Source organism: Spirosoma litoris (assembly GCF_054776755.1).
In genome coordinates this window covers 91,982-106,541 of the sequence record NZ_BAAHBI010000071.1, presented here as the reverse complement: position 1 = coordinate 106,541, position 14,560 = coordinate 91,982, and the positions used below count along the sequence as shown (strand labels likewise).

The 14,560-nt window shown below is 47.6% G+C and carries 10 protein-coding genes and 4 tRNA genes; all 14 read right to left on the bottom strand.

The window, feature by feature from the left end; genetic code table 11:
- Window positions 1-127: 127 nt before the first annotated feature.
- Entirely contained in the window at window positions 128-4,477 is a 4,350-nt protein-coding gene (gene rpoC / locus ACYVGR_RS34210) for a DNA-directed RNA polymerase subunit beta' (RefSeq protein WP_460964878.1), read from the bottom strand.
- 103 nt (window positions 4,478-4,580) lie between these two features.
- Window positions 4,581-8,450, bottom strand: a complete 3,870-nt coding sequence (gene rpoB / locus ACYVGR_RS34205) for a DNA-directed RNA polymerase subunit beta (protein WP_460965087.1) — start codon at window positions 8,448-8,450, stop codon at window positions 4,581-4,583.
- A gap of 325 nt (window positions 8,451-8,775) precedes the next feature.
- The gene (gene rplL, locus ACYVGR_RS34200; protein WP_142775445.1) at window positions 8,776-9,159 is read right to left on the bottom strand and encodes a 50S ribosomal protein L7/L12; all 384 of its coding nucleotides are present in this window, start codon (window positions 9,157-9,159) and stop codon (window positions 8,776-8,778) included.
- A 58-nt stretch (window positions 9,160-9,217) separates the two neighbouring features.
- Window positions 9,218-9,751 carry a 50S ribosomal protein L10 gene (gene rplJ / locus ACYVGR_RS34195; RefSeq protein WP_460964876.1) on the bottom strand — a complete coding sequence of 178 codons (534 nt, stop codon included), beginning with the start codon at window positions 9,749-9,751 and terminating at the stop codon, window positions 9,218-9,220.
- 3 nt (window positions 9,752-9,754) lie between these two features.
- Window positions 9,755-10,453, bottom strand: coding sequence for a 50S ribosomal protein L1 (gene rplA / locus ACYVGR_RS34190; RefSeq protein ID WP_460964874.1), 699 nt, complete (start codon window positions 10,451-10,453; stop codon window positions 9,755-9,757).
- A 26-nt stretch (window positions 10,454-10,479) separates the two neighbouring features.
- A complete protein-coding gene (gene rplK / locus ACYVGR_RS34185) occupies window positions 10,480-10,923 on the bottom strand; it encodes a 50S ribosomal protein L11 (RefSeq protein WP_111344336.1) in 444 nt (147 codons plus the stop codon).
- 168 nt (window positions 10,924-11,091) lie between these two features.
- Window positions 11,092-11,652 (bottom strand): transcription termination/antitermination protein NusG, encoded by a 561-nt coding sequence (gene nusG / locus ACYVGR_RS34180; protein WP_460964872.1) that lies wholly within the window; start codon window positions 11,650-11,652, stop codon window positions 11,092-11,094.
- A gap of 15 nt (window positions 11,653-11,667) precedes the next feature.
- Complete coding sequence (secE, locus tag ACYVGR_RS34175) at window positions 11,668-11,859, bottom strand: preprotein translocase subunit SecE (protein ID WP_012928967.1); 192 nt, start codon at window positions 11,857-11,859, stop codon at window positions 11,668-11,670.
- A gap of 17 nt (window positions 11,860-11,876) precedes the next feature.
- Window positions 11,877-11,947: transfer RNA gene (locus ACYVGR_RS34170), tRNA-Trp, on the bottom strand.
- A 112-nt stretch (window positions 11,948-12,059) separates the two neighbouring features.
- Entirely contained in the window at window positions 12,060-13,247 is a 1,188-nt protein-coding gene (gene tuf / locus ACYVGR_RS34165; protein ID WP_460964871.1) for an elongation factor Tu, read from the bottom strand.
- Between the two features lie 156 nt (window positions 13,248-13,403).
- Window positions 13,404-13,475, bottom strand: a tRNA-Thr gene (locus tag ACYVGR_RS34160).
- A gap of 110 nt (window positions 13,476-13,585) precedes the next feature.
- A tRNA-Gly gene (locus ACYVGR_RS34155) sits at window positions 13,586-13,658 on the bottom strand.
- 106 nt (window positions 13,659-13,764) lie between these two features.
- Window positions 13,765-13,850 (bottom strand) — tRNA-Tyr (locus ACYVGR_RS34150).
- Window positions 13,851-13,969: 119 nt separating this feature from the next.
- Window positions 13,970-14,509, bottom strand: coding sequence for a hypothetical protein (locus ACYVGR_RS34145; RefSeq protein ID WP_460964869.1), 540 nt, complete (start codon window positions 14,507-14,509; stop codon window positions 13,970-13,972).
- Between the last annotated feature and the right edge of the window lie 51 nt (window positions 14,510-14,560).

Below are 14,560 nucleotides of genomic sequence, written 5' to 3'. Positions count from 1 at the left end.
CTTTTAGTTAGCTATTGGGAAATTTGTTAGGAAGCTTGATAAGCAGCCCAGACATTAGTGCTCAAAACCAAAAATGCCCCAGCCATTTCTGACTGGGGCATTTTTGTTATATAACTAGACCGACGTTTTAAACCGTCGCCCGTTTCTTGCTGCGGGCAAATTGTTCGCGCGATTCGGTAACTGTTTCCAGTTCTTCTTTCGACCCTACAATTGTGCCTTGGTAACGACGGAGACCTGTACCGGCTGGAATTAGGTGACCTACAATAACGTTCTCTTTCAGACCGTCGAGTACGTCACGCTTACCACGGATAGAGGCTTCACTCAATACCTTCGTTGTTTCCTGGAAGGAAGCCGCCGAGATAAAGCTGTCTGTGCCCAACGATGATTGAGTAATACCCATCAGCGTTGGCTGCGAAACAGCAGCCATAGCATCGCGAACAGTAGCAAGCGCCATGTCACGACGTTTCAGGCTTGAGTTTTCGTCACGAAGCTGACGGCTTGTTACGATCATACCTGGTTTGAAGTTAGTTGAATCACCAGCATCCGTTACCACCTTGGCGTCCAGAATCTTGTCGTTTTCTTCACGGAAAGCCCACTTATCAACAACTTGTCCTTCGAGGAAGTTGGTATCGCCTGAGTCGATGATTTCAACTTTCTGCATCATCTGACGCACGATGGCTTCGATGTGTTTATCGTTGATTTTCACCCCTTGCAGACGGTAAACTTCCTGAATTTCATTTACCAGATACTCCTGAACAGCGGTCGGACCTTTAATGGCCAGAATATCGCTTGGCGTAATGGCACCGTCAGATAACGGAGCACCAGCACGAACGAAGTCATTGTCCTGTACAAGGATGAACTTCGACAGAGGCACCAGATACTTCTTCTTCGTACCGTCTTTCGACTCGATGAAGATTTCACGGTTACCCCGTTTGATCGTACCATATGTGACAACGCCATCAATTTCGCTCACAACAGCTGGGTTCGATGGGTTACGCGCTTCGAACAATTCCGTTACCCGTGGCAGACCACCCGTGATATCGCGGGTTTTACCAACGTTACGTGGAATTTTAGCCAGCGGCTGACCAGCTTTAATTTTCTGGCCTTCCTTCACTACCAGACGCGAACCTACAGGTAGGTTGTAGCTCTTCTGTAGCGGACCTCCATCGTTATCGGGCAGGTGCAACGAAAGTGTAGTTGTACCTTGAACAACAATGGCTGGGTTTTTCGCTTTATCGCGGGTTTCGATAATTACCTTCTCCTGGAAGCCGGTCTGTTCATCGAATTCTTCGCGATACGTGATGCCATCTTCAATCGCATCGAAGCTCAACGTACCGGTCAATTCAGACAGGATAACGGCGTTATAAGGGTCCCAGGCGCAAATGTCGTCGCCTTTCTTCACTATATCACCTTCTTTCACCCGCAGGAACGCACCATATGGAACGTTGTTGCTAATCAGCACCTGGTTACGATCGTCAGGATTCACAATCCGAACTTCGCCCGAACGACCCATTACGACCGTTTGTGGGTTTCCTTCGGCATCTTCCGACTCAACCGTACGCATTTCTTCCAGTTCGATCAGACCATCGAATTTCGCTTTGATAGAGGCATCGACAGCGATGTTCGACGCCGTACCACCCACGTGGAAGGTACGCAAAGTTAGCTGAGTACCTGGCTCACCGATTGACTGAGAAGCGATAACACCCACAGCTTCACCGATGTCGACCATACGACCCGATGCCAGGTTACGTCCGTAACACTTAGCACAAACACCCTGACGTGACTCACAAGTCAATACCGAACGGATTTCAACCGTTTCGATACTCGTTTCGTCAATCTGAGCGGCAACTTCTTCCGTAACTAATTCGCCAGAAGCGATGATCAGCGCTTTGGAGAGCGGATCATAGATATCGTGAACTGTGGTACGACCCAGAATCCGCTCAGACAGTGGCTCAACGATATCCTCGTTATCTTTCAGCGCCGATACTTGCAGACCACGTAGGGTGCCACAATCATCTTCACTGATAATAACGTCCTGAGCTACGTCGTGCAGACGACGGGTTAGGTAACCAGCATCAGCCGTTTTCAGAGCTGTATCAGCTAGACCTTTACGAGCACCGTGAGTAGAGATAAAGTACTCCAATACGTCGAGACCTTCTTTGAAGTTCGACAGAATTGGGTTTTCGATGATCTCACCAACTGAACCCTGCAGGTTTTTCTGTGGCTTAGCCATCAGACCCCGCATACCACCCAACTGACGAATCTGCTCGCGAGAACCACGGGCTCCCGAGTGCATCATCATGTAGATGGAATTGAAACCACCTTGATCGGCTTCGAGTTGCTTCATCAGCGTCTCGGTCAGACGAGAGTTCACACGCGTCCAGATATCGATAACCTGGTTGTAACGTTCGTTCTCCGTAATCAGACCCATCAGGTAGTTGTCCCAAACACCCTGAACTTCAGCTTTGGCTTCTTCAACCAAGGGCTGTTTTGCTTCAGGAATCATGATGTCGCTCAAACCGATTGACAGACCGCCTTTGAAAGCCATCTGGAAACCAAGTTCTTTGATTTCATCAAGGAATTGAGCCGTCCGTGCACCACCCGAAATCTTGAAGATCAGCGCAATGATTTGTTGCAGTTTTTTCTTCGTCAGTAGTTCGTTAATATAACCAACTTCTTCAGGTACTGCCTGGTTGAACAACAACCGACCCGCTACGGTATCAATAACTTTCCAAACCAGCTCACCATTTTCGTCCCGGACTTTCACCCGACACTTAATGTTGGCGTGCTTCGAAATTTTTCCTTCGTTGATACCGATAACAACTTCTTCCGTACCGTAGAACGTCATGCCTTCGCCCGGAATTGGGTATTCTGGCGTACTCTTACGGCCTTTGGTTACGTAGTATAGACCAAGTACCATGTCCTGAGAAGGTACGGTGATTGGCGCACCATTCGCAGGGTTCAGGATGTTGTGCGACGCTAGCATCAACAACGACGCTTCCAGAACAGCTTCCTGACCCAGTGGCACGTGAACGGCCATTTGGTCACCGTCAAAGTCAGCGTTGAAGGCGGTACAAACCAGTGGGTGCAACTGAATAGCCTTACCTTCGATGAGTTTCGGCTGGAATGCCTGAATACCCAACCGGTGAAGCGTTGGAGCCCGGTTCAGCAGAACAGGGTGACCTTTCAGTACGTTTTCCAGAATGTCCCAGATAACAGGATCTTTCCGGTCAACAATTTTCTTGGCCGATTTTACCGTTTTCACGATGCCCCGCTCAATCAGTTTGCGAATAACAAACGGCTTGAACAATTCGGCAGCCATGTCTTTCGGCAGACCGCACTCGTGCAGTTTCAATTCAGGACCAACAACGATTACCGAACGACCTGAATAGTCAACACGCTTACCGAGCAGGTTCTGACGGAAACGACCTTGCTTACCTTTCAGCATGTCGGACAGCGACTTCAGCGCACGGTTACCTTCCGAACGAACGGCGTTTACCTTACGTGAGTTGTCGAACAGCGAATCAACAGCTTCCTGCAACATCCGTTTTTCGTTACGGAGAATTACTTCGGGAGCTTTGATTTCAATCAGACGCTTGAGACGGTTGTTCCGAATGATTACCCGACGATACAGGTCATTCAAATCGGAAGTTGCGAACCGACCACCATCCAAGGGGACGAGTGGGCGCAGTTCGGGTGGAATAACCGGAACCATTTTGATTACCATCCATTCAGGACGGTTTTCAATACGGCCATTGGCTTCCCGGAATGCTTCAACGACTTTCAATCGTTTCAGCGCTTCCGCCTTCCGTTGTTGTGACGTATCGGTAGCAGCCGCGTGGCGCAATGAGTACGATAACTCATCAAGCTCTACCCGCGACAACAACATTTCCAATGCTTCAGCACCCATTTTGGCGATGAATTTATTGGGGTCTTTGTCGTCGAGGTGCTGGTTGCTGCTCGGCAGTTTATCGATGATGTCCAGATACTCGTCTTCTGTCAGGAAGTCAAGTTGATTGATACCATCTTCGGCTTTAACACCGGGTTGTACAACTACGTAGCGTTCGTAGTAAATAACCTGGTCGAGTTTTTTGGTCGAAAGGCCCAGCAGATACCCAATTTTGTTAGGCAAGCTGCGGAAATACCAGATATGCGCAACAGGCACCACCAGTTCGATGTGGCCCATGCGCTCCCGGCGAACTTTTTTCTCGGTTACTTCAACACCACAACGGTCACAGATAATGCCTTTATAGCGAATCCGCTTGTACTTACCGCAGTGACATTCCCAGTCCTTTACAGGCCCAAAAATGCGCTCGCAGAATAAGCCGCCCATTTCGGGTTTGTAAGTCCGGTAGTTGATGGTCTCCGGCTGTGTCACTTCGCCGTAGGAACTCTCCAAAATAGACTCCGGCGATGCCAGACTGATCGTCACACTGGCAAAGTCGCTGTTGAGTTTCTTGTTCTTTTTGAACGACATTGGTTGGAGGTTTAATTTAAGGAGAAAAGGGAGGAAGGAGGAGGGGGATAAAGGAAAACAGGCATTTTTAGCCTTTTCTCCTTTATCCCTTTCCCCCCTTCTCCTAATCTAGAGTAATTTCAAGTGCAAGACCCCGTAACTCGTGAACGAGTACGTTGAACGACTCAGGAATATTGGGCTTCGGTAGGTTTTCACCTTTTACGATAGCTTCGTATGCCTTCGCACGACCAACTACGTCATCGGATTTGACGGTCAGGATTTCCTGCAGAATGTTCGAAGCTCCAAAAGCTTCCAACGCCCACACTTCCATCTCACCGAATCGCTGACCACCGAACTGCGCCTTACCACCCAGCGGCTGCTGCGTAATGAGCGAGTAGGGGCCAATTGAACGGGCGTGCATCTTGTCGTCCACTAAGTGGCCAAGTTTGAGCATGTAAATGATACCGACTGTAACTGGCTGATCGAAACGTTCACCCGTCAGACCATTGTAGAGGTAAGTCCGGCCAAACGATGGCAAACCTGCTTCGTTCAACTCATCAGCTACCTGCTGCTCCGTAGCCCCATCGAAAATCGGTGTTGCATACTTACGATCTAATTTCTGACCAGCCCAAGCCAATACAGTTTCATAAATCTGACCGATGTTCATCCGAGAAGGTACACCAAGTGGGTTCAGAACGATGTCCACTTTGGTTCCATCTTCGAGGAACGGCATGTCTTCATCACGCACGATCCGGGCAACAACCCCTTTGTTACCGTGACGGCCAGCCATTTTATCACCCACTTTCAGCTTACGCTTCTTAGCGATGTACACTTTCGCCAGTTTCACAATACCTGCTGGGAGTTCGTCACCAACTTCAAGCGTGAACCGTTCGCGTTTGAAACGACCCGTAATCTCACTCCGACGATTGTTGTAGTTTTTCACTAACGAAACAATCATCTCGTTCAATTTAGGATCTTCCGTCCAGTCGTTCAAATTCATGTCCGACAGGAGGTTAGCTTCTTCCGCTACGGCGTAGCTGCTTTCGTCACGATAAGCGTTCTTATCAGGGAAGAGGTTATCCGTAATATTCTTACGGTTGAACTTCACTCCTTTACTAACGATCTCATCGCCAAACTTATGCTTCACACCCGCACTGGTTTTGCCATCCAAAAGCGGCACGATTTTTTCAATCATGCGTGCCCGGAAGTCGTTCAGTTCGCGGCTGTACTTCTTCATCAGGGCCTTCACTTCGTCTTTGTGCTTACCACGGTCTTCTTTGGCCGGACGCGCAAATAACTTAGTGTCAATAACAACGCCTTTCAAGGATGGCGGTGCTTTCTTAGACGCATCTTTCACGTCACCGGCTTTATCACCGAAGATAGCACGAAGCAGTTTTTCTTCCGGCGTTGGATCGCTTTCACCTTTTGGTGTAATCTTACCAATCAGAATATCACCTTCTTTAACTTCCGTACCTACGCGAACGATACCGTTTTCGTCCAGATTTCGAACCGTTTCTTCGCTTACGTTTGGAATTTCAGAGGTTAATTCCTCTTCACCCCGTTTCGTATCACGAACTTCCAGTTCAAACTCTTCAATGTGGATTGAGGTGAAGATATCTTCCCGAACAACACGTTCCGAGATTACGATAGCATCCTCAAAGTTGTAACCCTGCCAAGGCATGAAAGCAACTTTCATGTTCCGGCCCAGGGCCAACTCACCTGCCTGTGTTGCGTAACCTTCGCACAGTACATCACCTTTTTTCACCTTCTGACCTTTCAGTACAGTTGGCCTAATGTTGATGCAAGTATCCTGGTTTGTCCGACGGAACTTGATTAGGTTGTACGTTTTCTGATCTTCGTCGAACGTAACAGCCAGTTGATCATCATCCAGATTGTATTTAACAACAATTTTGGTTGAATCAACAAAGTCAATGACACCATCCGCTTCAGCAATTACTAATGTCCGAGAGTCAACAGCGACACGACCTTCCAGACCTGTGCCCACAATTGGAGCTTCTGGACGGAGCAGCGGTACTGCCTGACGTTGCATGTTCGAACCCATCAGGGCGCGGTTAGCATCGTCGTGCTCAAGGAACGGAATCATGGAAGCCGCCACCGATACAATCTGGTTCGGAGCAATATCCATGAATGTAACGTTCGCTGGTTCAGCCATCGGGAAGTCACCTTCAAAACGGGCTTTCAGGCGATCTACCTGGAAGTTCCCTTTTTTGTCGATGTCTGCGTTAGCCTGCGCGATATAGTGCGTATCTTCTTCTTCAGCCGTCAGGTACATCACTGGCTTATCCATCGACACCTTCCCGTTTTCGATAATCCGGTAAGGTGTTTCAATGAAGCCCATGCTATTGATTTTAGCATAAACACATAACGATGAAATCAGACCGATGTTCGGACCTTCAGGGGTTTCAATGGTACACAGACGACCGTAGTGCGTGTAGTGTACGTCACGAACCTCAAAACCTGCCCGTTCACGCGATAGACCACCGGGTCCAAGAGCCGACATACGACGCTTGTGCGTCACCTCGGCCAGTGGGTTCGTTTGGTCCATAAACTGCGACAGCTGGTTCGTACCGAAGAACGAGTTGATAACCGACGACAAAGTCCGGGCGTTAATCAGGTCAACGGGTTTGAAATCCTCGTTATCCCGGACGTTCATCCGTTCTTTAATCGTCCGCGCCATCCGGGCCAGACCAACACCAAACTGGGCATATAACTGCTCACCTACCGTCCGAACACGTCGGTTGCTTAAGTGGTCAATATCATCGACGACAGCTTTCGAGTTAATCAGACCAATCAGGTACTTCACAATCGACACGATGTCTTCTGTGGTTAATACCTTCATCTCCGATGAAATGTCAAGCTGGAGCTTTTTGTTAATCCGGTAACGGCCTACGTCGCCAAGGTCATAGCGTTTGTCCGAGAAAAACAGACTCTGAATAATTTCACGAGCTGTTTGTTCATCGGGCGCGTCGGCGTTCCGAAGCTGCCGATAGATTTGCTCCACAGCCTCTTTTTCAGAGTTAGAGCTATCTTTCTGCAGGGTGTTATAAATAATATTGTAATCGGCCATGTTCATGTCTTCCTTGTGCAGGATGACCGATTTCTGACCTGATTCAGTGATAACATCAATATCATCTGCCGAGATAGCCGAGTCACGCTCCAGGAGCACCTCGTTCCGGCTGATGGAAACTACTTCGCCCGTATCCTCATCCACAAAGTCTTCCGTCCACGTGCGCAGTACCCGAGCTGCTAACCGACGGCCAATAGCCTTCTTCAGGTTAGCTGGGGTTGCAGGAACTTCTTCCGACAGACCGAACAAATCCAGAATGTCTTTATCTGAACCGAAACCGATGGCACGCAGCAGCGTCGTTACCGGGAATTTCTTTTTCCGGTCGATGTAAGCATACATGACATTGTTAACATCCGTCGAGAACTCAATCCATGATCCTTTGAACGGGATGATCCGGGCCGAATAAAGTTTGGTGCCGTTCGTGTGCTTGCTCATCGAGAAGAACACACCTGGTGAACGGTGTAATTGAGAAACAATAACCCGCTCAGCACCGTTAATCACGAACGAGCCTTTCTCGGTCATGTACGGAATATTACCCAGGAATACCTCTTGCTCGATCGTTTCAAAATCCTCGTTGTCGGGATCATTATTCGATAGGCGCAGTTTGGCTTTCAAGGGCACCGAATAGGTCAGTCCCCGGTCGATAGACTCGTCGACCGAATATTTCGGCGGATCGACAGAGTAATCGATGAACTCCAGTTTGAAATTCTCACGGGAGTCAGATATTGGGAAATTTTCCTGAAAAACTTTGAACAAACCTTCTTCCGACCGTTGGTTGGAGGGCGTGTCAAGCTGGAAAAAATCTTTGAAGGATTTTACTTGGATGTCCAGAAAGTCTGGATATCCAATCACTGGCTGAATCGTCGCAAAATTTTTGCGCGTACTGATTTTCGCGTTTGTCGCCAAGATTGTGCTTCGTTTAGTGCGTAACCGATTCTCAATGAGTGCGTTGCGAAGATTTGCCACGGCACCGAATCAGATTTTCGAATTACGGTTTACGGTTTACGATATTGGATTCGGGTAAGAAAACAAATCATAATTCGTAATTCGTACCTCGTAAATCAATCCGCTCCAGGTGTCACCCAACCCAAGGAGCGTAAATAATTAACATATAGCAATAGAAATAAGTTTGTCTTTTGCAATAGCTAAGACAAAAAGTCTCCAAACAGGAAAAGACCAGACGTTGGTCTGGCCTCCCCTGCCTGGAGCGATATGCGAGAAAGCTTTGTGCTTATTTAACTTCTACTTCAGCACCAGCTTCTTCAAGTTGTTTCCGCAGTGCTTCAGCTTCGTCTTTAGCAACGCCTTCTTTCACTGGTTTTGGAGCTGTGTCAACCAATTCTTTGGCTTCTTTCAGACCCAGACCGGTAAGGTCTTTCACTAATTTCACGACAGCTAATTTAGCAGCACCAGCCGACTTCAGAATAACGTCGAACGATGTCTTCTCAGCTACAGCTGGAGCAGCATCACCTGCACCTGCGCCACCGGCTACCATTACTGGAGCAGCAGCAGCTGGTTCGATGCCATACTCATCCTTCAGGATAGTAGCTAGCTCGTTAACTTCTTTAACTGTCAGGCTTACAAGCTGCTCCGCGAACGCTTTCAAATCTGCCATTGTAGTATTTTCTTAATTTGATTGTGATACAATATTGAAAAACTGGGTGTCGGAAAAATTAAGCTGCTTCCTCGCGCTCCGACAGCGTTTTGAGGATACCGGCCAATTTGTTGCCACCACTTTGCAACGCCGAGATGACGTTTTTCGCAGGTGATTGCAGCAGACCGATGATTTCGCCGATAAGCTCTTCTTTGCTCTTCAGTGCGATGAGCGTGTCGAGTTGATCAGCACCAATAAATAGGCTATAATCAATTGAAGCAGCCTTCAGTTGCAGTTTGTCGTTCGTTTTACGGAACTCCTTGATAAGCTGCGCCGGTGCTTTGCCATTTTCGGGGTGAAACATCACCGCCGATTGACCATGTAGCACCGTCTCGTTGAACGGCGTATAATCCGTATCGAGAGGCTCGAGTGCTTTTTTGATGAATGAATTCTTCACCACTTTATACTCAATACCTCGTTCAAAACACATCCGACGGAGAGTGTTGGTTTCAGCAACCGTCATGCCATTGGCTTCCGTGATGTAGAAGAAGGGAATCGACTGGAACTTACCAGCTAATTCCTCAATAATTGCTCCTTTGTCCTCGCGCTTCATGGCTTAAATACCGGCTACTGTGCCTTTATCAATCGTTACTCCTGGACTCATCGTGCTCGACAGGTTGATCGCTTTCACGTACGTACCTTTGGCCGATGAAGGCTTCAGACGAAGTAGTGTAGAGATGATTTCCTGCGCGTTTTCAGCCAGTTTTTCTGGCGTAAACGATACTTTACCAATACTGGTGTGAATAGCTCCTTGTTTATCAACTTTAAAGTCGATTTTACCGGCTTTCACCTCGCGAACTGCTTTCGCTACGTCGGGGGTTACTGTACCCGACTTAGGGTTTGGCATCAGACCACGTGGCCCCAGAACTTTACCCAGACGACCAACTTTAGCCATAACGCTCGGCATCGTGATAATCACGTCGATGTCGGTCCAGCCTTGTTCGATTTTCTGAATATAGTCGTCCAGACCCACGAAATCAGCGCCTGCTTCTTTCGCTTCGTTCTCCTTGTCCGGGGTGCAAAGCACCAGTACGCGAACCGTTTTACCTGTACCATGAGGTAACGTAGCAACGCCACGAACCATCTGGTCAGCTTTACGCGGATCAACGCCTAACCGAACGTCAATATCGACGGAAGCATCGAATTTCGTGTACGAAATCTCCTTCAGAATCTCAGCAGCCTGATGGAGCGAGTATTCTTTAGCAGCATCGTATTTCGATTGAGCTTCCTTTTGTTTTTTCGTTAACTTAGCCATTTGTGTGTTTGCTTCGGCAAGTCTGTTTAGTTCTCGAATGGCGCTGTGCCCGTCACCGTGATTCCCATGCTGCGGGCCGTACCGGCCACCTGCTTCATTGCCGACTCGATCGTGAATGCGTTCAGGTCTGGCATCTTCGTTTCCGCGATTGTCCGAACCTGATCCCATGTCACTGAGCCGACTTTTTTGCGGTTTGGTTGAGCAGAGCCGCCTTTCAGCTTAGCTGCTTCCATCAGCAGAATCGGTGCGGGCGGAGTTTTGATAACGAAATCAAAGGATTTATCCTTATAATACGTAATCAAAACTGGCAATACCGTACCCATCTTGTCCTGCGTCCGGCCATTGAACTGCTTGCAGAATTCCATGATATTTAAACCCTTGGAACCTAGCGCCGGACCGATTGGAGGTGAGGGGTTGGCTTGCCCGCCTTTGACTTGCAGCTTAACGTAGCCACCTACTTCTTTTGCCATTGTGGTAATTGAGTTACGACCGCACGGGCGGCCCCGCTTCTGCTCTGGTTTCTTATTGGTTCGTCACATAACCAATCCGCACACCAGTTGCAGTTAATCAACTTGTTTTGGCTGGCCATCCTCTGAGGGAAGCATAGGACACCGAACCACGGAGAACTAACCTTACGATTAGCTTTCCTTTTCTACTTGTGCGTAACTGAGTTCTACCGGAGTATTCCGGCCAAATATTTTTACAACGACGTTCAATTTCTTCCGGTCGTCAAAAACTTCTTCTACTGTGCCAATAAAGTTGGCAAATGGGCCATCCACAACTTTTACGTTTTCACCTTTCAGGTAGCCAACAGTTGGGGCTGCTACTTCCTGTGCTTCTTCATCAACCTTACCTAAAATACGGTTAACTTCAGCTTGACGTAAAGGAACAGGAACTTTCGATGTTGTACCAGCCTGTGAATTACCCAGGAACCCTAATACACCCGGCATATTCAAAATCATGTCGAGAGCCCGGTTATTACCCAGATCAGCCGAAATAAGAATGTAACCTGGGAAGAATGACTTTTCCCGAACACGCTTCTTGCCGTTGCGCATTTCGTACACCTTTTCCGCTGGAATTAATACCTGCGGAATAACTTCGTCCAACTTCTGCCGGATAATTTCATTGTCGAGATAGGATTTGATTTTTTTCTCCTGACCCGACACCGCCCGAATGACGTACCATTGTATGCCGCTCATGTTTCGTAAGCCAGTTTAGAATGACTGATAAAATGCGTTCAGTCCGTTCTCGAACACTAAATCAATTAACCCGACCAATAGCGCAAAAATCAGCGAAGCTACTAGTACCAGTGTTGAACTGGATTGTAGATCGCTGAATTTAGGCCAAGTCACGTTATGCTGAACTTCCTCCCAGGAGGCTTTCAGAAACGATATAAACTTGTCCATTCGATGTAAAGGATTTGCACGGGTGGAGAGATTCGAACTCCCATCAACGGTTTTGGAGACCGCTATTCTACCCTTGAACTACACCCGTTTAAACTAATCCGCATCAGTGTGCTTCTGAAACGGACTGCAAAAGTACGAATTAATATCAAAAAAACAAGTGCATCCCAATAAGAAATGCACTTGTTTTAAGATACTTACAATTAGTCGAGGATTTCTGTTACCTGACCAGCACCTACGGTACGGCCACCTTCGCGAATAGCGAAACGAAGACCTTTTTCCATAGCGATTTTGTTGATCAGTGTTACATCAATCGTGATGTTATCACCTGGCATTACCATCTCAACGTTAGCTGGCAAAGTGATTTCGCCCGTTACGTCAGTGGTACGGAAGTAGAACTGTGGACGGTACTTGTTAAAGAATGGAGTGTGACGACCACCTTCTTCTTTCGACAGTACGTAAACCTCAGCTTTGAACTTCGAGTGTGGTTTTACTGAACCTGGCTTACAAATAACCATACCACGACGGATATCGGTTTTTTCAATACCACGGAGCAGAAGACCTACGTTGTCACCAGCTTCACCACGGTCCAGAATTTTCCGGAACATTTCAACACCGGTTACAACTGATTTCAAGTTTTCAGCACCCATACCCAGGATTTCAACTGGCTCACCCGAGTTGATTACACCCCGTTCGATACGACCTGTAGCAACTGTACCACGACCTGTGATCGAGAATACGTCCTCTACTGGCATCAGGAATGGAAGATCTGTTTGACGAGGAGGCAGAGGAATGAAATCATCTACGTTCTGCATCAGGTCTTCGATGGTAGCAACCCATTTAGCATCGCCGTTCAGGCCACCAAGAGCCGAACCTTGAATAACTGGGATGTTATCGCCGTCGAAGTTATAGAAGCTCAATAGCTCGCGGATTTCCATCTCAACAAGTTCGAGCAGCTCAGGATCGTCGACCATGTCCACTTTATTCATGAACACAACGAGCTGAGGTACGCCTACCTGACGAGCGAGCAGGATGTGCTCACGAGTCTGAGGCATTGGTCCGTCAGTTGCAGCTACCACTAGGATAGCTCCGTCCATTTGAGCAGCACCCGTAACCATGTTTTTTACATAGTCAGCGTGGCCTGGGCAGTCAACGTGGGCGTAGTGACGGTTCGCCGTTGCATACTCAACGTGCGATGTATTGATGGTGATACCGCGCTCTTTTTCTTCTGGAGCGTTGTCGATCGAGGAGAAGTCCCGAATTGCGGCTAGACCCTTTTCGGCCAGCACTTTCGTAATGGCAGCCGTCAGCGTCGTTTTACCGTGGTCAACGTGACCAATCGTACCGATGTTTACGTGCGGTTTCGAGCGGTCAAAATTCTCTTTTGCCATGTTTTTAAAACGCTATTGTGAACTGTTTTTGTTATTGAATGAATTCGCTGAAAATAAATTAAACCCAGCGAAATCATTCCGTTTGAGGTCTGACGCCATTTGGGCTTAATACCGCACGTGGCGGTTCCGTCAAAAAGGCTTCATTAAGAAGCCCTGAGCCGTTACGGGGACTTGAACCCCGGACCTCTTCCTTACCAAGGAAGTGCTCTACCGCTGAGCTATAACGGCTTACTACTGGAGTTGTAAAGTTTTACTGTTAAAGAGTTGTAACGTATGTGCTGGCAAACCAGTTTAACTATACAACTTTATGACGATATGACTTTAAAACTTAACCATTGAGCGGAAGACGGGTCTCGAACCCGCAACCTATAGCTTGGAAGGCTATCGCTCTACCAATTGAGCTACTTCCGCAAAAAAAGAAGTTATACAGTTGTAAGGTTTTACAGCTATGCAGTTGTTTGCGAATGCAATTGCCAACTTTATAACTCTTTAACTATAGAACTTTATAACTTCTTTTTGGTGGGGAGTGGAGGATTCGAACCTCCGAAGGCGTACGCCAGCAGATTTACAGTCTGATCCATTTGGCCACTCTGGAAACTCCCCTGAAAACACTTTTAAAAGAACAATTCCGACCCCGCTTCCGGTTTTGGAGTTGCAAAATTACACGTTTTTGTGGTGTTGTCAACAGATGCTTCAAAAATAATTTTGAGAACCCTAAAATCTTACTGTAATAAGCTCGTCAATTGCTTGCCATCTGGATACGAAATTTCCTGTATACGCCACCGGCCAGCCACTTGCTGCATGTCAATTTTAAGCTCTTCTGGCCTGGCTTTATTTTCGAAAGTAACGTACACAATGGCGCGCGTTCCCCCAATAACGGCGGGCAGAACCCACGTCTTTTTGAGCGCTGCATCGGGTGCGTTAAAGAGTAAATTAACTTTGGTTCGGTTTATTTTAGGGGTTGATTTTTGAGCATCATTCCAGATTAGATCACTAGTCGGTTTTGTGAAAAACTGATCGATGAGCGAACGATCTTTCTTCTCCCGAAATGGGTTTTCTTTGACGTTATGCTCGAAGTAAAGTGCTCTAATTAAGCGGTCTGCAGCGGACCGGGGTGTATCGGGGCCGGGACGTTTTGTCAATGCAGTTGCGCTGTCTTCGGTTGCTGTAGTCGCTGTTGATGCCGTTGATTCCTGCTTTGGTTTGGTCTGACAGGATAGAATAATACTTGCCGAAAGGACGAAAAGATAGGCTGTTTTCATGATAAGGTAGAGGTGGTTTATAGGGTTTGACAAGCTGACAATTAGCCTGCC